Below are 23,787 nucleotides of genomic sequence, written 5' to 3' on the forward strand. Positions count from 1 at the left end.
GGCCACACGGATACGCTTTGCTCAGTTGCGGGCGGTTCGGGTACGGATGGGGCGGTCATGATTGCATACTTTGCCCATGGGTGATCCAACACCAGAATTTCACGGGCCGAACGCTGAGCCGGCTGCGCCGACGCCGACGGGCGCGGCAACGCCTGGTGCGGTTTCGTCAGCCGGGGATGGCGGCGAGCCGAAGCCAAGCGAAGCGTTTGAGGACCCGTCGGGCAGCCCGGGCATTCAGTTGATGGTGCTGATGTGGTGTATGTGGCTGTTGGGTTCGTGGACGGTGGTGCGTTGGCAGGAGCCGCCGATGCGGCTGGAGCGGTGGATGCTGCTGGCGTCGATGATCGGATTGCTGGCGGCGTGGCCTGCGATACGGTTGGGGCAACGTCGCATGCCGCCGGGCCGATTGGGGACACGGCCGGGGGGCGTGGCGTTGCGGTTGCGTCGGCAGTGGCAGTTGATGGATCTGGCGGTGGAGTGGTTGTGCCTGGTGCTGGTGTTCCAGGCGGTGGTGTGGCCGTTGTCGTTTGTGGCGCAGTGGAGTCTGGGGCAGGCGTTGTGGGTGAATGCGGCGGTGGTGGCGTGGTCGGCGGCGGCGGCGGCGCTGATCGGCTGGGGTAGCGTGTTTGCACGCGGGCCGGGGCGCGGTGTGGCGATGTTGGTTTGCCTGGTGCTACTGGCGGGTGAACCGGTGCTGGTGGCGTTGCTGACGCTGGTGAACACGTCGTGGAATGGGGCGTGGGGTGTGAGTCCGCTGCCGACGTTGTGGGCGTTGACCGAGCCGAGCGGGCGAGGGGCTGCGGTGGAGTTGGCGCGGTGGTATGCGGTGGGGATGGCGTCGGCGGCGGGGGCGGGGTGGCTGCTGCTGTCGTTGGCGGCGAAGTGGATGCCCGAGTCGGCGGATGATGGGCCGGAGGCCTCGCCGCTCAGGTCGACGGGCCGAACGAACCGATCATAAATAAGACCATGGCCTCTCGTGGCTGAGCGAATCGGTTGCGAACCGTGGTGTATGGCTGGCCCCATCGGCTCGCGGCTTTGTGATACGATTTCACGTTGCTGCTTGGCGAACGGGCTGTTTGCCAAGCCATGGAACCAGACAGGATTTGATCAACCCGACCAGACGGAGATTCGACGTGCAGTTTATTACCCGTGATGAAAAACAAAAGCTGGAAGAGAAGCTCAAGCAGCTTGAGGCTCGTCGGCCGGAGATTACGACCCGTATCGCCGAGGCTCGCGCATTGGGCGACTTGAAGGAAAACGCCGAGTATCACGCCGCCCGCGACGAGCAGGGGATGAACGAGGCGGAGATTCGTCGGCTCAGCGAGAAGCTCAAGAACGCGCAGGTTGCTGACGATATCGAAGTGCCCGAAGACATGGTCTTCCTCGGCGCGGTCGTGAAACTGCGTGACTCGGACGACGGCGAGGAGGAGCTTTACAAGCTGGTGGGCGAGTCGACAGGCACGTTCGACCTGGACAGCGACGAGATCGAGGTAACGGTCTCCAGCCCGATGGGCGAAGCGCTGCTCAAGGCAAGGGTGGGGGAGACGATCAAGGTGGACCTGCCGCGGGGCACGAAGCGTTACGAAATTGTTGAAATCGTTTAACTGTGCATGCTCTGCATCGTTCGCAGGCGATTTGCCCGCTAGAATAGTGGTAGACGAGAGCAACCGCCTGTGGGAGAGAATGTGATGACCAGCTTGATCAACAGAACGTGGAAGAGTGTGCTGAGCGCGGGGTTTGCCGCGGGCGTGCTGCTGAGCGGTGCGGTTGATTCGGCTGAAGCGCAGCAGCGAGCCGGCGACGACGGCCGGGCGCTGGACGCCAACCAGCAGGTTGGCGGCGGGGGTGTGAATCCGCAACGTGAACAGCTTGATTTCCGTTTGCGCAACGATGTGGTGACGGGCAACGTCGGGGGCGGCAGGGCGTTTCGCGACGGTGTGGGCTACAGCGCGCCGGGCGAGTTTCGCGATGCGACGGGGGCGGATGACCTTTTTCAGTTCAGGCGTGATTCTTTCGGTACGGGAGCTCAACCCGGCGCGCCGCGCGGCACGGCGGACGTGGGCAGTGTGTACCGACCGTATTCGAGCCCGCACGTGGCGCGGCCGCGGCTTCAGACGGGCGAGGCGCATACCTCGCCGTGGTCGATTGATGGGCAGGGTGCGTTGCGTGGCGATGTGGACTTGCGGATCAGGCCCGGCCGACAGCAGTTGGACGCGTTTGACCGTGTGAGGCTTGATGGGGATGAGGGGCGTTGGCTGGAGGTTAGCGCCTCGCCGTTGCTGGGTGTTCGTTCGGACGTTCGGCCGGGGTTGAGCCGTATGGAAGGGCGCGAGGGGTATGACCCTTGGCGTGAGATTCAGTTGACGCCGGACTGGGACGACCCGTTGCAGATGCGGGAGGAAGACTGGGAGATTGACCGTTCGTTGCGACGTTCGAGCATGCTCGACTCGCGGGCATACCAGCTTTCGACGGGCATGGGAACGTTGGAAGAGGAACGCAACGGTGTATCACGTGTCAGCCCAACGCTGATGCTGGGCAATCAACTGCGTTCGCAAGTGCTCGCGCCTGAGCGTGATCGGCGGTTCTCGGAAGCGGCAGAACGGCGAATGGATCAGTTGGAACAGCGGATGTTCGACCCGTTGCAATCGGTGCGCAGCGTTGAGCCTGGCGAAGATGTTTACCTTGATCTGTTGGCGGCGATGCGTGAGCGAGATGCAGAGCGTGACCGTGGCCATGAGCCCGATGTCGAACAGCGGGACCGATCTGTCCGTCGCGATGGCGAAGAAGATGTTGACGACGAGGCGGAAGCGGACGATCCGTTTGCGCTGCCCGAGGTCTTGAGGCGTCAGGAAGAGGCCCAGCGGGGTGCGGACGACGCGGAGGTTGACCCGCGTTTCGATCGTCAGCGGACACGAGCCGAGGAGCTGCTGGATCGGCTGGACTATGACCTGCCGCCATTGGAGACGTTGGCCGGGCGGGGCGAAGGTCGGGCAAACCAGATGCTTCGCGAAGCGGAAGAGTTGCTTCGTGATGGGCGGTTTTTTGACGCCGAGGCAGCGTATCGCGAGATCGTGGTGCGTGATGTGGATGCGCCGATGGCGCGTGTCGGTTTGGCGCATGCACAGTTGAGTGCGGGCATGATCCGCTCGGCGGCGATGAACCTTCGCACGTTGTTCGAGCAACATCCGGAACTGATCGCGGCGCGGTACGACGCGAACCTGCTGCCGCCGGCGGATCGGCGTGACTGGATTGCCGGCGAGCTCCGGCGGATGATGGATGATGATCGCCAGGCACCGTTCGAGGCGGCGCTGATGTTGGCCTACCTCGGCTATCAGCAGGGTGACGAGGCCGCGATTCAGGAAGGGCTTGACGCCGTCGCTGCTCGCGATGAGCATGACGGCCTACTGCACGTGCTCCGGCACATCTGGCTCGACGAGCCTGAGCAGAACGGTGAGCGTTAAGCGAGTGATCGTAATCGTTGACGATGCTTGTACGGTGGCGCGGTCAGATGGCCCGGGGCGGTATGATTTCGAGACGGCCGTTTGATAGCGGCATCCACAAGGGGAACCAGTCGGCGTGAGTGCCAGTGAACCAACGACTACGTCGTCGCAAGCGGCGGCGGAAGTGGACGCTTCCGTGCGTCCCGGGCATGATCCGGCTCAGCCGGATGTCGGCCGACCGCTGAGTCCGCGTCTGTCGCTGACTGATTTTCTTGAGCTCACCACGCTTCAGGAAATTCAGGACAGCTTCGCGGCTGTCACGCGCATCAGCACGAGCATTCGTGATCCCGAAGGCACGCCGTTGACGCTGCCGACCAATGCCGAGACGCGTGCTCGCTCGGATCAGTGGCTTGATCATCTGCTCTCGCCGACGGAGGAAGAGGGTGACCGCTACAGCGCGCCGATCGTCGTGGCCGGTCAGGAGCTTGGCGCGATCTGTCTTGAGCCTGACGCCGTCGAAGCCAGCACCGGCGTGCCCGAAGCCCGCGCCCGCTTTGAGGCGATCGCCCGTCGGCTGAAGCTTGACGATGATCAGATCGCTGCGCTGGTGGACTCTGCGGAAGACAGTTTCTCGCCTGCCCGTGCCGCGAGCATCCAGTTTCTCTACCTCATGGCCAACGCGGTTGCCCGGCTGTGCTACGAGCAATACCAGGCGCAGCAGCGCATCGATGAGTTGTCCACGCTTTACAAAGTCAGCACACTGCTCTCGGCGCAGCGCGACGTGCAGCAGGTGCTCGAAATCGCCGCAAGTTCCATCGCCGAGGTTTTGCAGGCGAAGGCGGCGAGCGTTCGGCTTATCCGCAAGCACGAAGGCGCCAACGAACTCGTCCCACGTGCGGTTTACAACCTCTCGGATGAGTACCTGAACAAGGGGCCGATTCGCGTCGACAAAAGCGAGCTATTCCAGCAGGCGATCGACGGCGAAGTGCCTTATGTCGAAGACATGGCCACCGATCCGCGCATCATCTATCCCGAAGATGCCCGCCGGGAGGGGCTGGTCTCAATGCTGTGCGCTGCGATGGTGCATCACGGTAAGCCGATCGGCCTGGTACAACTTTTCACTGACGAAAAACGGAAGTTCACCAACTTCGAAGTGCAACTGCTGCGTGCGATGGCGCAGATGCTTGGCACGGCGATCGAGAATGCGAAGCTCGATCAGGCGCGGATGGAAAACCAGCGCATGATGCGCCAACTCCACCTTGCTGCGGATGTGCAACGGCGGATGTTGCCCGGCTCGATGCCGCATCTGCCGCCGTTCGACATCGCTGCGCGATACGTGCCCAGCTTCGAACTTGGCGGCGACTTCTACGATTTTATTGACCTCGACGGCCACCTTGGTGTCGCGGTCGGCGATGTGGTCGGCAAAGGCGTCGCCGCCAGCTTGCTCATGGCCAGCGTTCGCGCGAGCCTTCGAGCGTATGCGCAGGACGTGTACGACCTGGACGAAGTGATCGCGCGGGTGAACATCGCGCTTTGCCGTGACACGACCGACCGGGAGTTCGCGACGCTGTGGTACGGCGTGTTCGATCCGCGCACGCGTCGGTTGACCTATTCCAACGCCGGGCATGAGCCGACGCTTCTTCTGCGGCGGGGAAAGGTCCAGTATCTCGGTGCCGGCGGTATGCTCGCAGGTGTGGACCCGGCGCAGGAATATGACAAGGGGCTGGTCGAACTCCAGGCCGGTGACGTGCTGCTGCTTTACAGTGATGGCCTTGTTGATGCGTTCAACTTCAAGGACGAGCGGTTCGGTCGCGATCGCATTGTGGATGCCTTACGCGAGGCGGCGGATCGGTCGGCGGGTGAAGTGCTCAATCACATTCTCTGGTGCATGCGCCGTTTTACCGGTATGCGCCGCAGCCTGGATGACACGACGCTGGTGGTGATCAAGGTCGGGCAGTCCGGCTGAACAGCCAGTAACCGATCACGATGCAGCAGCGTGTCAGTACGCGTTGCGCTTGTTTAAGGAAATGGCGGCGAGGTCGACGTTCGCGAGGTGGTGGGCGATCCGCTGGGCGGTGTCGCCTTGGCCATAGGGATGCCGCAGTCGACGCAGGTCGAGTTGGCTTGCTTGTCGCAGCGCGGCAAGGACGTTGGCTTTGCCATAGTCGCAGTCGATCACATTGCCAGTGCGTTCGCGTCCGCTCTGGCGCGGGCCAATGTTGACGCAGGGGACTTTCAGCACAGCCGACTCGATTAACCCGGCTGAGGAGTTGCCGACGATGGCGATGCTGTGGTGCAGCTTGGCGAGGAATCCGCCGCGCGGCAGGTATCGCCAGTTGTGATAACGGCCCGCCTGTCCGCCGCGGGGCGTGCGGTTGGGGATGCGTTCGTTGATGGCCTGCTGAATGCCGTCGCTGCCGGGGTCTGCGTTGGGGTCGAAGATGAGTACGTCGGTGTTGCCCGACTGCTCGCGGGCGAAGGCGTCCGCCGCGGCGAGCGTCTGTTTCATCCATCGTTTTTCTTCAGCGGTCGAACCGCCCACCGGGTGTTGCATGACGATCAGATGTTTGGGGTCGCGACGCAGTTTGCGTTGTTGTTGCAGCAGTTCATCCACTGCTGGCGAGCCGACACGCACGACATGTTCTGTCGATTCGCCCATGCGCAGCAATCGTCGTCGGCTGAGTGCGGTGGCAGGGTAATGCAGATGGGCAAGCTTTGAGATGGCGTGCCGCATTGCTTCGTCTGCGACGCCTTCCGCGCGATCGCCGCCGTGGATGTGGGCGACATGAATCCCGCCGATGCTCGCCGCCGTCGCCGCGGCGAATGCTTCGACACGATCGCCGAGCACGAGCACCACGCTCGGCTGCACTTCGGCGAACGTGCGACCAAAGCCGGTCACACCTCGCCCGATCGCTGCGACGTCCGCCTCTCGTCCCGACTGGCCGCGCTGCTGCATGCTGACTTTCGCATCAATGCTCAGCCCCCAGTCGGCCTGCACGCTTCGCCACGTGCCAGTGGTCAGGTGCAGCCCCGCCACCACCACGCGCAGGCGCAGCTTCGCCTGTTGTTTGATTGCATGCATGACTGGCGCCAGCAGCCCCAACTCGGCTCGCGTGCCCGTGACGACTGCAATGGTGCGCTGCCTTTTCATGTGTATTCAAGCCGTCGAGGTCAACAGCGTCACGCCGTGGGCGTCCAGCCTTCCCTAAGCACGATCTCGGCCAGTTTGCGATCCAGTTCGCTGTCCACGTCGATGACTTCGCCCGCCTGTGTGACGATTGCTCTTCGGTCGTTGCCGAGGAAAGCGTGCGGCTGACCTTCCACGACATTGAACAGACTCGCTCGTGTCACCGCAATCACACCGCCATCGAGCATGTACACCGGCGGGAGATCCTGTCGGCGGTAGACGATGTTGTCCTGGTATTGTTCGAGGCGATCGCCCGTGTTGCCGGCGAGCTTTTTCATCCAGTACGGATGCATTTTGTCAACGGGACAGATGCTTTGCACAGAGTCGCAGCCGGTTTCGTGCAGTTTCGCCACCGCGCGGTCGGTCAGGTTGACGGGGCGGACGGGTACGTTGCCGTAGAGGATCACGACGTTGTCATATGGCGCGCCGCGTTCGGCCTCGACGATTTCGAGCGCGTGTCGGGCTGCGGCGTCGACCGTTGCGGCGTCGGCCGCCAGCGTTTCGGGGCGATCGATGACGTGCAGTGCGTGCTCTTGGGCGATCTGCTTATACGTCGGCGTGTCGGTCGAGAGCACGGTGTGTCTCAACGATCGCGAGCGCATGGCGTGCTCGATCGTCCAGACGAGCATCGGCCGATCGGCGACGAGCAGACCGTTTTTGTCGGGGAGGCCTTTGCTGCCGCCGCGTGCGAGAATGATGCCCAATGTGGTCAATGTGTTCGCTCCGTCTGGTCGGCGGATCAATTGCTGGCCGTAGAGAATACCAGCCCTGCGTGAGCGCCGCCGACGAAATGCGAGCGATCATCAAAACAGGCTGTAGCGCTGCGCCAGCGGCAGTCGCTTGGCGGGCTCGCAGGTGAGTCGTTCGCCGTCGGCGGTGACTTCGTAGGTTTCGGGGTCGACCGTGATCTTCGGCAGTGCGTCGTTGAGCTTCATATCACGCTTGGTTGCAGTGCGGCAGCCGTGCACCGGCAGGATGTGTTTTTCCAGCCCATAGCCCGCCGCCGCGTTGCTTGCGGCGCATGCCTGGCTGACGAATGCGATCGAGGTGGGGCCGGTCGCTTTGCCGTAGCTGCCGAACATCGGCCGCATGAACACCGGCTGCGGTGTGGGGATTGACGCGTTGGGATCGCCCATCTGCGACCAGGCGATGACGCCACCTTTGATGACCTGCTCCGGCTTGATGCCGAAGTAGCCGGGCTTCCATAACACGAGGTCTGCGAGCTTGCCGACTTCGATCGAGCCGATGTGCTTCGACATGCCGTGGGCGATCGCAGGGTTGATCGTGTACTTGGCGACGTAGCGTTTAATGCGCTCGTTGTCGTTATCACCTTGTTCGCTGCTGAGTCGGCCGCGCTGCTGGCGCATCTTGTCGGCGGTCTGCCAGGTGCGCGTGATCAGTTCGCCGACTCGCCCCATCGCCTGCGAGTCGCTGCCCATGATGCTGATCGCGCCCAGGTCATGCAGGATGTCCTCCGCAGCGATGGTCTCGCCACGGATACGACTTTCCGCGAACGCGACGTCCTCGGGCAGGTTCTTGTCAAGGTGATGGCAGACCATGAGCATGTCCAGATGCTCGTCGATCGTGTTCACGGTGTAGGGCCGAGTCGGATTGGTCGAGCTTGGGAGAATGTTGGCTTCGCCACAGACGCGGATGATGTCGGGCGCGTGGCCGCCGCCTGCGCCCTCGCTGTGGTAGGTGTGGATGGTACGGCCCTTCATCGCGGCGATGGAGGTTTCGACGAAGCCGGACTCGTTGAGCGTGTCGGTGTGGATGGCGACCTGGACGTCGTGGTCTTCCGCGACGCTGAGGCAGCAGTCGATGGCCGCGGGGGTGGTACCCCAGTCTTCGTGAAGTTTGAAACCGATCGCGCCGGCTTCGAGTTGGCTGGCCAGGCCCTGAGGGGTGGCGGTGTTGCCCTTGCCGAGGAAGCCGAAGTTTAATGGCAGCGCGTCGGTGGCCTGGAGCATCATGCGGATGTGGTTTGCGCCGGGGGTGCAGGTGGTGGCGCAGGTGCCGGTGGCCGGGCCGGTGCCGCCACCGACGAAGGTGGTGACGCCTGAGGCGATGGCTTCGTCGGCTTGTTGGGGGCAGATGTAGTGGATGTGGCTGTCGAAGCCGCCGGCGGTGAGGATGAGACCTTCGCCGGCGATGGCTTCGGTGGTGACGCCGACGATCATATTTTCGTCGACGCCTTGCATGACGTCAGGGTTGCCGGCTTTGCCGATGCCGGCGATGCGGCCGTGCTTGATGCCGACGTCGGCCTTGTAGATGCCGGTGTAGTCGACGATGAGGGCGTTGGTGATCACGCAGTCGAGGGCCTTGTCATCATCGACGCCGGCGGCTTGGCCCATGCCTTCGCGAAGCACTTTGCCGCCGCCGAACTTGCATTCGTCGCCATAGGCGGTGTGATCGCGCTCGACTTCGAGGGTGAGGCTGGTGTCGGCAAGGCGGAGTTTGTCGCCGGTGGTCGGGCCGAACATTTCGGCATAGGCGTGTCGTGGCATTCGGTGTGGCATATAAGTGACTCCGTGAGGCAGTGCGAGAAGGCGGTGTCAACTACTGCTGTTGTTGCTGCTGTTGTTGTTGGCGTTGGAGCATGGCGCCGCGGTTGATGTCGTTGACCTGTCCGGTGGCGAAATTGTTGCCGCCCTGGATGATGCGGCGGCCGGCGATGTCGACGAGGGTGACGGTTTTTGTGTCGCCTGGCTCGAAACGGACAGCGGTGCCGGCGGGGATGTCGAGACGCTTGCCGTAGGCGGCGGCGCGGTCGAATTTCAGTGCGGCGTTCGTCTCAACAAAGTGGTAGTGACTGCCGACCTGCACGGGGCGGTCGCCGAGGTTGGTTACTTCAATCTCGATGGCGTTGCGGTTCTCGTTAAGAACGATATCGCCATCGCCGGGGGTGACCTTGCCGGGAATGAACTGATCTGGGGAGAGTGACTCGTCAGCTTGATCCACATCGAAAGCGGCAAGGTCGGGTGTGGGCAGAAAGCTGCCATAGAGAGCGAGGCGGAGGTCGCCGTCTTCGCGAGCGATGGGCTGGTGGACGGTGACGAGTTTCGTACCGTCGGGGAACGTGCCTTCGACCTGCACTTCGCTGACGAGTTCGGGAATGCCGGGCATGACCTGACGTCGGCCGAGCAGTTGTCGACCGACGTCCATAAGCTCGGCGACTGACTTACCGTCGCGGATGAACTCGAGCACTTGCGTGGCGATGAGCGCGGTGGCTTCGGGGGCATTGAGGCGGACGCCGCGGGCGAGGCGTTTTTGTGCGAGGAAGCCTGCGTTGTGGAGCATGAGCTTTTCGATTTCACGCGGACTCAGGTGCATGGGTGGGCTCCGGGAGAGGAGGGATGCAGAGCAGTTTAAACTGCACTGTCTTTGGGGGCGACTACCATTTTCGACGCCAGGGATCGTCGTTGAGCAGGTCGGTTAAGGGAGCGAGGCGCTGGCGAAGGCGGCGTTGGACGGCTTCGGTCGTGGTGGCGAGCAGCCGCCAGACGACGCCGCTTTTGATGGGGCTCGCGGCTTCGAGCAGCGTATCGCTTTGCATCGGCTCGGCGTCCACGGCGTCGCGCAATCGTTCGGCGATGGTGGCGAGCATCGGGCCGATGAGCGCGACGGTCGCGGTGCACTCGTGTTTGCCGAGTCGGAACGGCGCGTCGATCGGGCCGTCGGCGGGATCGAGCAGCAGCGCGTCGGCGAGGAGATGCTCACCGTCGACGTAGACATCATTGCGACTGAGGTATCGGGTGAAGGCCCAGCGTTCGCCGCGCTGGTGTCGGCCGCTGGTCAGCCAGTCGACGAGCAGCAGGTTACCGCGCGGCGCGAGGTCAAAACGCTGGGTCTGCTCATAGCTTGCATCGGCGAAGCATGTCAGCGGATCGGGCGCGAGTATAAGCAGAGCGTCGTCGGCCACGCTCGCGTGCAAACGCTGACGGGCGGGGCGGTCGATGGTGTTGCGGTACACCTTGGTGGAGGCCTGTGTACTGGCGAAGCAGGTTGTGTTGGGATGCAGGGTCATTTGCAGGTCGATCTGATCGCCTCCGACGAGGCCGCCGCCATAGCTGCCGACGAAGACGCTGGCGTAGTTGCGTCCGCTGCGTGGTGCGATGAGTTTGAGCGGTGTGCACGCGCGCTGCCGTGTGATGGTGGGTTGTCCGCGTACGTTTTCGACAATGAACTCACCGTGGCCTGGGGCGGGAGGGCGAGCGGCTTCATCGCGAACGCTGGCAGGCGAGGCGGGGTTGGCGGCGATTACACCCACGCGGTAGCCACCAGTACGAGGCCGACCGTGGCGATGCCGCCGCCGCACGCGCGGACGAGCATGGCCTGTCCGCGTGTCTGGAGCAGTTGGCCGACGCCAAGCCCTGCGAAGCACAGAGCTGCACTGGCGAGGGCGAAGCCGATGCCGAAGGCGGCGAGTGACGCGCCGGTGGTCATTTCGCTGACGTGTGCGTAGCCGTGGAATATGGCGAACAGGCCGGCGACGGCCGCACCGCCGACGAGCGGGAGTTTGCATGCGGCCGCGACGAGCAGACCGAGGATGAGCACGGATGCGAGGATGCCGCCTTCGACGGCGACCAGCGGCAGGCCGAGCGTTGCGCCGAGGCCGCCGACGATCATGAGGGCAACGAACGCGGCGGGCATGGCCCAGGTGTGTCGTCCGCCGATCTGACTTGCCCAAAGGCCGATGGCGAGCATGGCGAGTACGTGGTCGAGGCCGGTGATCGGGTGTAGCAGGCCGTGGACGAAAGCGTTTTCGCCATGGATGTGTGGTTTGTGATGCGGATGAGCCCACGCGACGCCGACGGGGGCGAGCGTGGCGGCGGCGCCGACAGCGAGCAGGGCGATGCGGAGCAGGGGGCGTGTGAGGATGAGCGATGGACGGATCATGTCTGTTCCTTGGGTGGCGTGCGGGACGACGCTGGTATGCCCGTTACGTGTTGAGTCGCCTGGCCATGGGGCCATGAAGATCATACGAGCAGGAGCGCGAAGTTTGAAGCTTATTTGCGTTCTCGTCATTGCGATTCAATCGCCTTGATGTGGCTCGGGACCAAGGCGTGTTGAGTGTAACGCAACTGCGATGCCGGAAGGCATGAAGGCCGACCATCGCGATCTATGTGCTTATTCGCTATGCAGGCCATCTTTTGTGCATGTTTTTTGTGCAGGCCGAGCTGGACGGCAGAGCGATTGTCGAAGCTCAACGGGCATGAAGTAGGGAGGCATCTTTTTTGCATATTCGTTTCGGCAGTGGATGCGTTAAAGTGATCTGTGTGAATTCGAACAGCCCTTCGCAGACGACTGCTTTGCCAACGCTCGGCTTTGCCGACGAGTGGTTGATGTGGCAGCTCGCCGACTCGGCGTTTCCGACTGGCGGGTTTGCTCACTCCGGTGGTTTGGAGGCGGCGGTGCAGACGGGGGCAGTGCCGGATGTGGCGGCGCTGGAAGCGTTTTGCCGCGTGAGTCTGACGCAGCTTGCTCGGCAGAGCCTGCCGTTGCTGCGGGCGGTGCATGCCGAGCCGGAGCGGTTACCGACGGTGGACCGTCAGTGTGAAGCGATGTTGAGCAACCATGTTGCCAACCGCGCCAGCCGATCGCAGGGGCGCGCGCTGCTGTTGGCGGCGGAGCGGGCCTTCGCCCACGGTCGGCCGGCGGTGGGACGCTTGCGCGACCGGGTTCGCCAGGAGCGGCTGCCGGGGCATCTCGCGCCGCTGTTCGGCGCGGTGGCGGCGGCGATGGGGCTTGATGGTGAGGCGTCGGCTCGACTATTTACTTTCACCGCAACGCGTGATCTGATTTCCGCGGCGGTGCGTTTGAACGTGGTCGGACCATTGCAAGCCCAGGCATTGCAACATGCGCTCGGCGAAGCAGCCGCGGCCGCGATTGCGCATGCTCCCGTTGACGCGATGGAAGCGGCAAGCGCTGCGCCCGTGCTGGAACTGCTTCAGGCACGGCAAGATCGACTCTACTCGCGATTATTTCATAGCTGACACTTTTAACAAGGACGCAAGCAACCATGCATCGCCATTACGACGACGGACCGGGCCAGTACCACCATCGTGAGAATCGACTGAACCGCCGCGACTATACGGATCGTGCGTTCACCGTCGGCATCGGTGGGCCGGTGGGCAGCGGGAAGACGGCACTTGTGCTGGCGATGTGCAAGGCGCTTCGCGAGCGGATGTCGCTGGCGGTCGTGACGAACGACATTTTTACGAAGGAAGACGCGGAGTTTCTCACGCGCCACGAAGCATTGCCGAGCGAGCGTATCGTGCCGATCGAAACCGGCGGCTGCCCGCACGCAGCCATTCGCGAAGATGTGTCCGCCAACCTGTTGGCGTTGGAGCAGTTGACCGAGCAGTTTTCGCCCGAGATGTTGCTGCTGGAGTCCGGTGGTGACAATCTCGCTGCGAACTTCAGCCGGGAGTTGGCGGACTATACGATCTACGTGATTGACGTGTCCGGCGGCGACAAGGTGCCCCGAAAGGGCGGCCCGGGCATTACGCAGTCAGACCTGCTTGTGATCAACAAGACAGATCTGGCCGAGGCGGTGGGGGCGGATCTGGATGTGATGGACCGCGATGCGAAGAAGATGCGTGGCGATGGGCCGACTGTCTTCGCGCAAGTCAAGGGCGACGTCGGTGTCGATGCGATCGTCGAGCATGTTCTGCATGCACGCGGACATGCGTTGGAGGCGACGACGTCGTCGGCGTGACCGGCGTCGTTTTAGCGGCGCGCGATCGCGAGTGATGAATGTGTACGCCTGATACACAACAACGCCCCGGCGTTTGCCGGGGCGTTGCGTAGTTGCGTATGCATAGTTGGGTCGGCAGTCCGTGTGGTTGTGGACCGCGCTGCCGGGCTTAGGCCAACCCGTCTTCTTTACCCATGTGCACGACAAGGTCGATCATACGGCTGGAGAAGCCAAACTCGTTGTCGTACCAGCTGACGAGCTTGAAGAACGTGTCGCTGAGGCCGATGCCCGCGCCAGAGTCGAACACGCTGCTGTAGGTCGAGCCAATGAAGTCACTCGAGACGACTTCCTCGTCGGTGTAGCCGAGCACACCCTTGAGCTCGCCGTCGGCGGCGGCCTTCATCTTCTTGCAGATTTCTTCGTAGCTCGTGCCCTTGCTCGTGCGAACGGTAAGGTCGACGACCGAGACGTCGACGGTCGGCACGCGGAAGGACATGCCGGTGAGCTTGCCCTTGATTTCCGGCAGCACGAGGCCCACCGCCTTGGCGGCGCCGGTGCTGGCGGGGATGATGTTGGCGTAAGCATTGCGGCCGCCGCGCCAGTCCTTGCGGCTGGGGCCGTCCTGCGTCGGCTGCGTGGCGGTGACGGCGTGGATCGTGGTCATCAGGCCTTCTTCAATGCCGAAGTTGTCCTGCACCACCTTCGCCAGCGGCGCGAGGCAGTTGGTCGTGCACGAGGCGTTGGAGATGACCGTGTCCTTGCTCTTGTCGAAGTCTTTGTGGTTGACGCCGACTACGACGGTCTTGACCGTGTCGGGCGTCTTGGTCGGAGCCGAGATCACGACGCGCTTCGCACCGCCGCCTTCGACGTGCTTGACGGCATCTTCGTAGGTGGTGAACAAGCCGGTGGACTCGATGACATAGTCCGCACCGATTTTGCCCCAGGGGAGCTTGGCCGGGTCTTTTTCGGAGAAGCACTTGATTGTCTTGCCGTTGACGACGAGGTCGTCGCCCTTGGCTTCGACGGTGCCTTTGAATCGGCCGTGAATCGTGTCGTACTTCAGCAGGTAGGCGAGGCCGTCGGCCTCGACGAGGTCGTTCACGCCGACGAACTCGACGTTGGGGTTGTCAATGCCGGCTCGGAGCACGAGGCGACCGATACGACCAAATCCGTTGATACCAATCTTAAGAGCCATTGCTCACTCTCCATCCCTAAACAGGTTGAGTTGGGGGAAATAGTTGTCCGGAGGGTTGTCAGCCGGGGTAGATCCCGATTAACGCCAAGGTAGGTACTTCACTTGCCCCGTGCAAGTTGGCCCCGACGGCCGACCGGCAGGTTGCACGACAACGCGACCTTGATGTCGCACCTCCATTTAGCCGCGGGCCTTGGCCCGCGCGTTCAGCTCTATAGTTCCGAAGAGCGCGGTGCGAGCACCGCGGCTAAATGTTGCCAGGGTGAAACCGCGTTGTTGAATTAAGACAGGGCTTTCCGTTGCACTTTCATGAGTTGCCGAATGCCCTTCGTCGCCGCGTCGAGCAGCTCGTCGAGTTGTTCGCGTGAGAAGACGCCCTGTTCGCCCGTGCCTTGCACTTCGATGAATTGGCCCTGGTGGTTCATCGCGACGTTCATGTCGACCTCGGCCCGCACGTCCAGCGGGTAGTCAAGGTCGGTGTAGATTTGTCCGTCGACTACGCCGACGCTCACGGCAGCGACCGGGCCCTTGATGGGGTTGCCCTTGATGAGCCCGGCTTTACGCGCTGCGGCGATGGCTTGCGAGAGGGCGACGAATGCCCCCGTAATGGAGGCGGTGCGTGTGCCGCCGTCGGCGAGCATGACGTCGCAGTCGCAGGTGATGGCGACGCCGGGCATCTTGTCGAGGTCGACGGCGGCGCGGAGCACGCGGCCGATGAGCCGTTGAATTTCCGTACCGCGACTGTCGGGCCCGCGCCGCTTCCGGTCGGGCGTCGAGCCGGGCATCATGTTGTACTCGGCGGTGACCCAGCCACGCTTCGGCTCGCCGGTTTGCGGGTCGAGCAGCCAGCGCGGCACTTCGCTGGCAATGCTGGCGGTGCAGAGCACGTGGGTGTCGCCCTGACGGATGATCACGCTGCCCGCCGCGGCGGTGCGATGAGGCTCGATGGTGGTGGGGCGAAGTTGATGACGCTTGCGAGGCTTGGCTTTCGACATGCCGGGAGTGTTAGCAGAGCAGGCAGCCGACCGCAAATGAACACACCGTCGCCGCCGACGCACAGCCGGCAGGTTTGCTATAATCTTGCGTGTTAGTTGTTCCATCCCGACAAAGCTCAACGTGGGGACAAACGCTCCCGTTGCGCGTTCACCCCGCATTAATCGGAGGTTTCTTATGCCACTGATGTCCACCAAACCCATGTTCGATCTGGCCTATGAAGGCGGATTCGGCGTCGGGGCCTTCAACGTCAACAACATGGAGATCACGCAGGGCATCATCGAAGCCTGCGCTCAGGAAAAAAGCCCGCTGATCCTCCAGATTTCCAAGGGCGCGCGCAAGTACGCCAATATGCGCTACCTCAAGGCCATCATCGACGCCGCTGTCGAGGAATACCCTGAGCTGCCCATCGCGATCCACCTCGACCACGGCGACACCGTCGACCTGGTCAAGGAGTGCATCGGCGACGGCTTCACCAGCGTGATGATCGACGGCTCGCATCACTCGTTGGAAGAAAACATCAGCCTCACCGCCGAGGCGGTCAAGGTCGCTCACGCGGCGGGCGTGGTGGTCGAAGCCGAGCTTGGCATGCTCGGCGGCATTGAGGAAGACGTCGTCGGCCTCGACGCCGCGGAATACGAAAAGAACATCGAAAAGTTCCTCACTGATCCCGAAGATGCCAAAGTGTTCTACGAAAAGACAGGCATCGACAGCCTGGCCGTCGCCATCGGCACCAGCCACGGCGCGTACAAGTTCACGCACGAAGCCAAGCTCGCCTTCGACCGCATCGAGCAGATCATGAAGACCTGCCCGGGCCTGCCGCTGGTGATGCACGGCAGCTCGTCCGTGCCGAAGGAATTCATCGACCTGATCAACCAGTACGGCGGCAAGATGCCCAACGCCATGGGCGTGCCCGAAGATCAGATCGCCAACGCTGTCCGTCAGTACGGCGTGTGCAAGGTCAACATCGACACGGACCTTCGCCTGGCCCTGACGGCGAAAATCCGCGAAGTCTTCGCCAAGGACCCGGCCGAGTTCGACCCGCGCAAGTACCTTGCCCCCGGTCGTGACGCGATCACCGAGATGGTCAAGCGCAAGCTGCACATGCTCAACAGTGCAGGCAAGGCCGAGCAGATCATCGCCCATTGGAAGAAGGAAGGCGAGCCGCTGCCGAACTACTACAAGCAGACCGCTGGCGTCTGAACGACTTGATTCACCTGCGAATCTAAAAAGCCCCGATGCCGCAAGGCGTCGGGGCTTTTTTGTTGCGTTTCAGATGAAGCTGTTCGTGGCTTGGCCTCGTGGCGGTCTACCGAAATTTTACTTCCCCACTGCCGGGCACGAGTTCGCCTAGGCGGTACACCGTCTCGCCCGCTTTCGCCAGCCGGTCGGCGATGGCCTCGGCGAAGTAGGGGCGGACGGTGAGGATGTAGCCGACGCCCATGTTGAACACGCGCAGCATCTCGTCCTCTTCGACGTTGCCACGCTGTTGAAGCAGCTTGAAGATCGGCGGCACATCCCACGACTTGCGGTCAATTACCGCGTCGAGTGTATCGCCCAAGGTACGTGGAATGTTGTCGACCATCCCGCCGCCGGTGATGTGGCTCATCGCGGAGACGACCTGCTTCACCGTGTAATGGCGCAGCGTCGACACGACCGACTTTGCGTAGATGCGTGTGGGCTCGAGCAGCACACGGCCGAGCGGTTCGTCCGTCTCCAACTCGTCATAGACTTTGTTCAAGTCGAGGCCAGCCTCTTTGATGACCGCGCGCACGAGGCTGTATCCGTTCGAGTGCACACCGCTGGACGCGAGGCCGAGGATGACGTCGCCCGGCTCGGTGCGTGAGCCATCGATCATGCGGTTCATCTCGCACACGCCCACAGCGAAGCCGGCGAGGTCGAAGTCGCCCTCGGCATAAACGTCGGGCATCTCCGCCGTCTCGCCGCCGAGCAGGGCACAGCCCGCCAATTCGCAGCCGTCGGCAACGCCTTTGACGATCGCCGCCGCGAGTTCAGGCGTGAGCTTGTGGATGCCGATGTAATCGAGGAAGAACAGCGGCTCGGCACCCTGGACGATGAGGTCGTTGACGTTCATCGCGACCAGGTCCTGGCCGACCGTGTCGTGGATGTTCATCTGCGCGGCGAGTTTGACCTTCGTACCCACGCCGTCGGTGCAGGAGACGAGGACGGGGTCGCGATAGTTGCGTTGGAACAGGCGTTCGTTGAAGTCGAGCCGGAAGCAGCCGGCGAAGGCGCCGTGCTTGCCGAGGACGCGCGGGCCGTAGGTCCGGCGCATGTGGTGCTCGATGAGGTTGACCATACGGTCGCCAGCGTCGATATCGACACCAGCGCCGGCGTAGGTCATGGGTTTGGCAGGGGGGCGTGAGTCGGCCATAGGGTGCATAGTTTAGCGAAACGAGCGGGTCGGCGTTGGCCGGTTCAGGGGCGCGCTGGTATCCTGCCGGGCTCGCATCGAAGCAGCAGGGCGACCCGCGGAAGGAGCACGGTTTGGCGGCGAAACCAATTGGTATCGGCATGATCGGTTGCGGCACGGTCGGCGGCGGCGTGGCGACGTTATTGCGCGAGCAGGCGGCGTTATATGAGCAGCGAATCGGTCGGCCGATCGAGCTTCGGCGCGTGCTGGTGCGCGATGTCGAAAAAGCCTGCCGCGGCGGCGAGGTGGGCCGCTCGCTGGTGACGGCCGATGCGGAGGCGTTTTTCGACACGCCGGACGTGAGCGTGGTTGTCGAAGTCGCCGGCGGCAGGGGCGTGGTCAGCGACTACGTCCGCCGATCGCTCAAGGCGGGCAAACACGTGGTGACTGCGAACAAGGCGCTGCTCGCTGCCGAGGGGGCGGAACTGTTCGACCTTGCCCGGCGACATCACGCAGCGATAGCGTTTGAAGCCTCATGTGCCGGCGGCATTCCGTGCATTACCGCACTGAAGTTCGGCCTGATGGCCAACCGCATCGACGGGCTGTACGGCATTCTCAACGGCACGTGCAACTTTATCCTCACCGCCATGAGCCAGGCCGGCCGCGCGTATGACGATGTGCTCAACGAAGCGCAGGAAAAAGGCTATGCCGAGGCCGACCCGACGTTGGATGTCTCCGGGAAGGACGCGGCGCAGAAGTTGGCGATTCTTGCGTCGCTGGCGTTTGGCGTGGCCGTGCCGGAAGACGCGGTGGGTTGCATTGGCATCGATAACCTCGACCTGGCGGACATCCGCTTCGGCGCGGAGTTGGGGTATGACATGAAGCTGCTCGCCATTGCCGAGCGCAAGCCCGGCGAGTCGGCGGTAAGCGTCGGCGTGCAGCCTTGCTTCATCCACAAACACGAATTGCTGGCCAAGGTCGAAGGTGCGTTCAACGCGCTAAGCGTGTTCGGCCACGCGGTGGGGCATACGCTTTACTACGGCCCCGGGGCCGGCCGTATGCCCACTGCCAGCGCGGTGGTCAGCGACGTGCTCAACGTCGCCGCCGGCTGGTACCCGTGTGCCTTCGCTGACATGCACCTCACGCCTGATCGCAATGCCGCTGCCGATTTAGTGCCATCTGACGATCGGGTCAGCCGATACTACCTGCGCATCAACGCACTGGATATGCCGGGCACGATGGCAAAGGTAACCTCGACGCTGGGCGAGCTGAACATCAGCCTCTCGGCGGTGCTGCAACATGAAAGCGCGGTCGGCGAGTTTGTTCCCGTGGTGGTCCTCACGCATGACGCGAAGCAGGGCGACCTGTTCGAAGCGGTCAAGCGCATCAAGGCACTCGACGCCATCGCGGACGAGCCCGTGGTGATTCGCATCGTCGATATGCCTGCGTAAGTTGTTCAGTCGAGGCCGCGGCTGGAGCACGCTTAATCCCAATGTAGCGGCCGACTCAAGCTCCATGTTTAGCCCCCGCGGCCACGCGGGGGCGCTTCCGGGGGCCGCCGTAGGCAGCGGGGCTAATCGCTACTTTTAGGTTGAACTCACGGCCAAATGGCCCGTTGTGAAACCGGCTCAATTCTGATGTACATCGCCGTTGCCGTTGACGCTCGCCGGTTCGCGACCTTCGAGCATCGCCGCGAGTCGCTGCCGCATGCTTGATGATCCGCTGGGGCGATCGTCGGCGGAGGCCTGCGTATCTGCCTCGGCTTCGGTAGCGATTTCGGCCGTGGCTTGTGGTTCGGCAGTATCGCCGTTCGCGTGATCTTCGGGATGACCGTTGCCGTTACCATTGCCATTGTCATTGCCGTTGTCTGACATGACGGCGGGCGTTTCTTCTGCGGGTTCGTCGCGGGCCTCCTCGGCTTCGATGGCTTCCTGCGCGATGCGGCCGTCGCTGCCGACCTGGTCGAATCGCACCGCAACACGTTTGGACACGCCGCGCTCCTGCATCGTCACGCCATAGAGCGTATCGCAGGCCTGCATGGTGCGCTTGTGGTGCGTGATGATGATGAAATGCGAATGGTCGAGGAAACTCTTGACCACCTGCGTGAATCGCTCGACATTCGCCTCGTCCAGCGCGGCGTCGACTTCGTCGAGAATCGCGTAAGGCGACGGCCGCGTCTTGAAGATCGCCATGAGCATCGCCACGGCGGTCATCGTTTTTTCGCCGCCGGAAAGCTGGCTGATCGCGCAAGGCTCTTTGCCGGGCGGCTTGGCCATGATCTCAATGCCGCTTTCCAGCACGTCCACGTTGCCTGCCTCGTCCGGCTTGAGGAACAGGTCGGCCTTGCCGCCGCCGAAGAGCTTCCGGAACAGGCCCTGCGGCCCGGCGAAGTTCTCGCGGATCTCGTTGAACGTTACTTCAAACCGCTTACGCGAATCGTCGTTGATCTTGCGGATCAGGTTCTCGAGCTGCTGCCGAGCGTCTTCGATGTCCTGTACCTGGTCGGCCAGCTCATCATGCTTGCCTTCGAGCTCGTCCTGCTCCTGAATCGCGTCAACGTTGACACTGCCAAGGCGTGTGATTTTCTGACGCAGCTCGGTCATCTCGGTTTCGACCGATTTCCAGTCGATCTCGAACGGGTCGGCGGTTTGTGCGTCGGCGACTTTCGATTCGGCATCCCCAGCGTTGGCATCAGTCGACTCCTCATCGGATTCGAAGTCGCCATCTTCAGCGTCGCTCGTTGACGCAAGCTCGGCCGACGGCTCCGCCTCCGACGATGCCTCGGCTTGTTGTGATTCGATCGCCTCGCGATAGGCCTCCGCGACGTCCATATCGAGCTGCTGATGCGCTCGCTCGCGCACAGCCTCGATCTTCACCTCGATCTCGCGCTGGCGCACTTGCATGCGATGCAGCGATGCCTCGGCCTTCTCGAGTTCGCCACGTTGCTGCTTCGCCTTTTCGCGCAAGCCGCGCATCGACTCGTTCGCCTGATCGAGCTTGCGCTGCACCAGTTCGCAGTGCGTGGTCAGCTCCTGCAATTCGGCGTCGGCGGTTTCGGCTTGTTGCTTCGCCTCGGCTTCGGCTTTCTCCAACTCGGCGATACGGCCGTTGGCGCCCGCGAGTTGGTCTTCAATGACCTTGTGCTGACGCTGCACGTCCGCGGAGGCGATCTCGGCCTGTCGCACCTGCCGTTGAGCGCCGCTGAGCTGCTCCGACAGTTTGCTCGATTCGACGCGCACCGCTGTCACCGCTTCGCGGGCCTGCTCGACTTCGCTGTTGAGCGAGCCGATCTGCTGCTCCAGCGCCGCCACCCGCTCTTGCCGGGCGGCGGAGTCCTGTTCAAGCTGCTCGGCTTCATTGCGATGCGTCTTGCGCTTCTCGTTCGTATCGCGCAGTTGATCGTGAATCTGCTCTGTCTCGGCGGCGATGACTGGCTGTTCCTTCTCCAGCGAGGCGATCTGCGAACGCAGATTCTCCAGTCGACTGTTCAACTCCACACGTACCGAGTTAGTCTCGTAGATCGACTTTCGCAGATCGTCCGCCACCTTCGCCACATGCGCCGCGTGGTCCGACAGCTCGGCCAAATGCTGCTGATCGCGATTGATTGTCTCATCCAGCTCGGCGATCTGACTTTGCAACGCGGCGAGTTCACTTCGTCGACTGATCAGGCCGCCCGCCGCCTGGTTCACCGGCCCGGCATACACGCGGCCGTCGGCGTCGAGCAACTCACCCGATTCGGTCACGAAGCGATAGCCCGCCGGCAGCGTCGAGCGCAGCAGCATCGCCGACTCGAGATCGCGCACCCACAGCGTTCGGCCGAGCACGCGCCACACGATCGGCCCCAGCCAGTCAGGGTACGTCACGAGATCGATCAACGGCCGACGGGCCGGCAACGATTCGTTCCCATCAAGCGATGACAGCGGCGGCAATGGCGGTTGGTCGATCGCCAAAAAGCTCACGCGCCCCGCAAGCGACTCGATCGCCGACCGTCCGCCGTTCGTCGAGCACACCTCGGCGAGGCGATTCACGACGAGCGCCTGCTGGTAATCGCCCAGCGCTGTCTCAATCAACTGGGCGTGTTCGACATCGGTTTCGATCAGCTCGGCGAGCAGGCCTTGCACGAAGCCGAACGTATCTTCGCCTTCGCTGCGGGCGAGCACCGCCTTGACCGGATCGCTCAGGCCTTCCTGTTTGTCCTGCATCTCCTGCAGCAGGTTTCGCCGTGAGTCGAGGGCGGATCGTCGCTCTTTCGCTTCGGCGAGTCGCTTGGCAAGCTCACGCTGCTGCGTGTCGAATTGCTGGCCGAGCTCGCTTTGCTTCTCAAGCTGCGCCTTTTCCTGCTCCAGCAGCTTCTCCGCCTCGGCGAGCTTTTCCTCCGCCTCGTCGCGGCTGGTCAGATACCGCTCCAACTGCTCGCCGATCGACTCGGCTCGCTGATCGAGCTTTTCACGCGTCGCGAGCAGGTTCTTCTCGAACGTGTCGAGGCTGTTGATCTGATTGTGAAGCTGAGCGGTGCGACGCATCAGGTCGGTGATGCCGTTCTTGTCATCGTCGAGCGAAGATCGCTTCTCGTTCAGGTCGTGTTGCAGTTCGCGATACTTCTGCTGGGCCGCTTCGAGCCTGGCGGCCCCTTCCTGTTGCTCGTTGGTCAGGCGTTCGACGTCCTGCTGATGTTCAGCGAGCTCTTTGGTGAGCTGCTCGCGACGCTGGGCGAGTTCTTCAAGCCGACGGCTGTCACGTTCGATGTGCTGGCGGACCTCGGTCAGCGATGTGCGAGCGAACTGCTCACGCTGCTGGGCTTTTTCCTTGGCGGACTGCTGCTGAAGGCGATCGTGCTCAAGCTGCTTCTGCCGATTGGCGATCGCCTGCCGTTCCACGTCGCCGTCGTTGAACGCCTGTTCGTGTTCGCTGAGCAGGCGAGCGGCCCGGCTGCGGTCGGCCTCGGCCTGCTCAAGCTGCTCGGTCAACTCACCAAGCTGACTTTGCAGCTTGTGATACTCCGCGAGGCTGTGTTGAAGCTGCAACTCGCGCAGGCGGGTGGTGTATTCCTGGTAGCTGCGGGCGCGAGCGGCCTGCATCTTCACACTGCGCAGACGCTTCTCGTTGTCTTCGAGCCGTTGACGCACGAGGGCGAGGTTCTGTTCCGTGCGGTCGAGCTTGCGGATGGCCTCTTTCTTTCGGGCCTTGAATCGGCTGATGCCGGCCGCCTCTTCGAAGATGCTCCGCCGTTCGTCGGCGTTGGCTTGCAGCAGTACGTCGACGCGGCCCTGCTCGATCACGGAGTAGGCGTCGGTGCCGATGCCTGTGTCCATGAACAGCTCTTTGATGTCGCGCAGGCGAGCTCGCTTGCCGTTGATCAGGTATTCGCTCGTGCCATCGCGATAGAGCTGGCGGGTGACATCGACCAGGTCGACGTCGACGGGAAGGATGCGTCGGCCTTCGGATTCGGTTGATGAGGTGGAATGATCCGGCCCTTCGTCGTGTTGCTGCCCAGCGGTCGGCTTGGGGGCGACAATGGGGTTGTCGAAGGTGAGGGTGACGCTTGCCAGGCCGCTGGGCTTGCGGGTGGACGAGCCGTTGAAGATGACGTCCATCATCGCGCCGCCGCGGAGGCTCTTGGCGGACTGCTCGCCGAGGACCCACTTGATGGCATCGACGACGTTGGACTTGCCGCAGCCGTTGGGCCCGACGATGCCGACGAGCGGCTGGTCGAATCGGATGACGGTCTTGTCCGCGAAGGACTTGAAACCGGCGAGTGTGAGCTTGGCCAGACGCATGTGTATTCGACCTCCGTGTCGTATTGCCGGACGACGGGGCCGGTCTCCACCGGCATGGCGCTCCCATCATCCCCCTCAAAAGTTATCGGTCAGTATTGCTTGAATCATCCAATTGCCAGCGCCC

Annotated in this window: 18 protein-coding genes; 8 read left to right on the top strand and 10 right to left on the bottom strand. The window is 62.9% G+C overall.

The genetic code is table 11. The features are described from left to right. Window positions 1–76 precede the first annotated feature (76 nt). The 4 genes from ACERK3_03140 to ACERK3_03155 all read left to right on the top strand — a co-directional run bounded on the left by ACERK3_03140 (window position 77) and on the right by ACERK3_03155 (window position 5,406). The gene (locus ACERK3_03140) at window positions 77–958 is read left to right on the top strand and encodes a hypothetical protein (GenBank protein ID MFA9477285.1); all 882 of its coding nucleotides are present in this window, start codon (window positions 77–79) and stop codon (window positions 956–958) included. A 175-nt stretch (window positions 959–1,133) separates the two neighbouring features. Beyond that, window positions 1,134–1,604, top strand: a complete 471-nt coding sequence (gene greA, locus ACERK3_03145) for a transcription elongation factor GreA (protein MFA9477286.1) — start codon at window positions 1,134–1,136, stop codon at window positions 1,602–1,604. An 84-nt stretch (window positions 1,605–1,688) separates the two neighbouring features. Then, the gene (locus tag ACERK3_03150; GenBank protein ID MFA9477287.1) at window positions 1,689–3,461 is read left to right on the top strand and encodes a hypothetical protein; all 1,773 of its coding nucleotides are present in this window, start codon (window positions 1,689–1,691) and stop codon (window positions 3,459–3,461) included. 115 nt (window positions 3,462–3,576) lie between these two features. Beyond that, complete coding sequence (locus tag ACERK3_03155; protein MFA9477288.1) at window positions 3,577–5,406, top strand: SpoIIE family protein phosphatase; 1,830 nt, start codon at window positions 3,577–3,579, stop codon at window positions 5,404–5,406. 33 nt (window positions 5,407–5,439) lie between these two features. On the opposite strand, the gene neuC is transcribed toward ACERK3_03155, so the two are convergent. From neuC to ACERK3_03185, 6 genes are all read right to left on the bottom strand, one after another. After that, the gene (gene neuC / locus ACERK3_03160) at window positions 5,440–6,591 is read right to left on the bottom strand and encodes a UDP-N-acetylglucosamine 2-epimerase (protein ID MFA9477289.1); all 1,152 of its coding nucleotides are present in this window, start codon (window positions 6,589–6,591) and stop codon (window positions 5,440–5,442) included. 29 nt (window positions 6,592–6,620) lie between these two features. Continuing rightward, complete coding sequence (locus ACERK3_03165; GenBank protein ID MFA9477290.1) at window positions 6,621–7,340, bottom strand: cytidylyltransferase domain-containing protein; 720 nt, start codon at window positions 7,338–7,340, stop codon at window positions 6,621–6,623. A gap of 90 nt (window positions 7,341–7,430) precedes the next feature. Then, window positions 7,431–9,146 (bottom strand): urease subunit alpha, encoded by a 1,716-nt coding sequence (ureC, locus tag ACERK3_03170; protein ID MFA9477291.1) that lies wholly within the window; start codon window positions 9,144–9,146, stop codon window positions 7,431–7,433. A 40-nt stretch (window positions 9,147–9,186) separates the two neighbouring features. Next, a complete protein-coding gene (locus tag ACERK3_03175) occupies window positions 9,187–9,960 on the bottom strand; it encodes an urease subunit beta (GenBank protein MFA9477292.1) in 774 nt (257 codons plus the stop codon). A gap of 61 nt (window positions 9,961–10,021) precedes the next feature. Beyond that, window positions 10,022–10,897: an urease accessory protein UreD gene (locus ACERK3_03180; GenBank protein MFA9477293.1), complete on the bottom strand. Its 876-nt coding sequence runs from the start codon at window positions 10,895–10,897 to the stop codon at window positions 10,022–10,024. Next, on the bottom strand, window positions 10,888–11,526 hold the full coding sequence (locus tag ACERK3_03185) for a HupE/UreJ family protein (GenBank protein ID MFA9477294.1): 639 nt from the start codon (window positions 11,524–11,526) through the stop codon (window positions 10,888–10,890). The genes ACERK3_03180 and ACERK3_03185 overlap by 10 nt, the downstream gene beginning before the upstream one ends. Before the next feature lie 380 nt (window positions 11,527–11,906). Between ACERK3_03185 and ACERK3_03190 the strand changes: the two genes are divergently transcribed. Next, the gene (locus ACERK3_03190) at window positions 11,907–12,623 is read left to right on the top strand and encodes an urease accessory protein UreF (protein MFA9477295.1); all 717 of its coding nucleotides are present in this window, start codon (window positions 11,907–11,909) and stop codon (window positions 12,621–12,623) included. 26 nt (window positions 12,624–12,649) lie between these two features. Further along, window positions 12,650–13,348, top strand: coding sequence for an urease accessory protein UreG (ureG, locus tag ACERK3_03195; protein ID MFA9477296.1), 699 nt, complete (start codon window positions 12,650–12,652; stop codon window positions 13,346–13,348). A gap of 148 nt (window positions 13,349–13,496) precedes the next feature. Here ureG and gap read toward each other — a convergent pair whose 3' ends face one another. Together gap and rph are read right to left on the bottom strand one after the other, a co-directional pair. Then, window positions 13,497–14,522, bottom strand: coding sequence for a type I glyceraldehyde-3-phosphate dehydrogenase (gap, locus tag ACERK3_03200; GenBank protein ID MFA9477297.1), 1,026 nt, complete (start codon window positions 14,520–14,522; stop codon window positions 13,497–13,499). Window positions 14,523–14,800: 278 nt separating this feature from the next. Next, window positions 14,801–15,514: a ribonuclease PH gene (rph, locus tag ACERK3_03205; protein MFA9477298.1), complete on the bottom strand. Its 714-nt coding sequence runs from the start codon at window positions 15,512–15,514 to the stop codon at window positions 14,801–14,803. A 175-nt stretch (window positions 15,515–15,689) separates the two neighbouring features. Here rph and ACERK3_03210 point away from each other — a divergent pair, with 175 nt between their 5' ends. Beyond that, the gene (locus tag ACERK3_03210) at window positions 15,690–16,715 is read left to right on the top strand and encodes a ketose-bisphosphate aldolase (GenBank protein MFA9477299.1); all 1,026 of its coding nucleotides are present in this window, start codon (window positions 15,690–15,692) and stop codon (window positions 16,713–16,715) included. Between the two features lie 106 nt (window positions 16,716–16,821). Here the strand turns inward: ACERK3_03210 and purM are convergent, their stop codons facing one another. Further along, the gene (gene purM / locus ACERK3_03215; GenBank protein ID MFA9477300.1) at window positions 16,822–17,907 is read right to left on the bottom strand and encodes a phosphoribosylformylglycinamidine cyclo-ligase; all 1,086 of its coding nucleotides are present in this window, start codon (window positions 17,905–17,907) and stop codon (window positions 16,822–16,824) included. Between the two features lie 113 nt (window positions 17,908–18,020). Here purM and ACERK3_03220 point away from each other — a divergent pair, with 113 nt between their 5' ends. Then, window positions 18,021–19,337, top strand: a complete 1,317-nt coding sequence (locus ACERK3_03220; protein ID MFA9477301.1) for a homoserine dehydrogenase — start codon at window positions 18,021–18,023, stop codon at window positions 19,335–19,337. 177 nt (window positions 19,338–19,514) lie between these two features. On the opposite strand, the gene smc is transcribed toward ACERK3_03220, so the two are convergent. Beyond that, entirely contained in the window at window positions 19,515–23,663 is a 4,149-nt protein-coding gene (smc, locus tag ACERK3_03225) for a chromosome segregation protein SMC (protein MFA9477302.1), read from the bottom strand. Window positions 23,664–23,787 lie beyond the last annotated feature (124 nt).

Source organism: Phycisphaerales bacterium AB-hyl4 (genome assembly GCA_041821185.1).
In the GTDB taxonomy this organism is placed as follows: Bacteria; Planctomycetota; Phycisphaerae; order Phycisphaerales; family Phycisphaeraceae; genus Natronomicrosphaera; species Natronomicrosphaera hydrolytica.

Bases quoted from the DNA above. Each gene is read 5' to 3' on its own strand.
- ACERK3_03150 (MFA9477287.1), top strand. From the start codon at position 1,689: ATGACCAGCTTGATCAACAGAACGTGGAAGAGTGTGCTGAGCGCGGGG.
- ACERK3_03210 (MFA9477299.1), top strand. From the start codon at position 15,690: ATGCCACTGATGTCCACCAAACCCATGTTCGATCTGGCCTATGAAGGC.
- ureC (MFA9477291.1), bottom strand. From the start codon at position 9,146: ATGCCACACCGAATGCCACGACACGCCTATGCCGAAATGTTCGGCCCG.
- rph (MFA9477298.1), bottom strand. From the start codon at position 15,514: ATGTCGAAAGCCAAGCCTCGCAAGCGTCATCAACTTCGCCCCACCACC.
- neuC (MFA9477289.1), bottom strand. From the start codon at position 6,591: ATGAAAAGGCAGCGCACCATTGCAGTCGTCACGGGCACGCGAGCCGAG.
- ACERK3_03185 (MFA9477294.1), bottom strand. From the start codon at position 11,526: ATGATCCGTCCATCGCTCATCCTCACACGCCCCCTGCTCCGCATCGCC.
- ACERK3_03140 (MFA9477285.1), top strand. From the start codon at position 77: ATGGGTGATCCAACACCAGAATTTCACGGGCCGAACGCTGAGCCGGCT.
- gap (MFA9477297.1), bottom strand. From the start codon at position 14,522: ATGGCTCTTAAGATTGGTATCAACGGATTTGGTCGTATCGGTCGCCTC.
- ACERK3_03175 (MFA9477292.1), bottom strand. From the start codon at position 9,960: ATGCACCTGAGTCCGCGTGAAATCGAAAAGCTCATGCTCCACAACGCA.
- purM (MFA9477300.1), bottom strand. From the start codon at position 17,907: ATGGCCGACTCACGCCCCCCTGCCAAACCCATGACCTACGCCGGCGCT.
- smc (MFA9477302.1), bottom strand. From the start codon at position 23,663: ATGCGTCTGGCCAAGCTCACACTCGCCGGTTTCAAGTCCTTCGCGGAC.
- ureG (MFA9477296.1), top strand. From the start codon at position 12,650: ATGCATCGCCATTACGACGACGGACCGGGCCAGTACCACCATCGTGAG.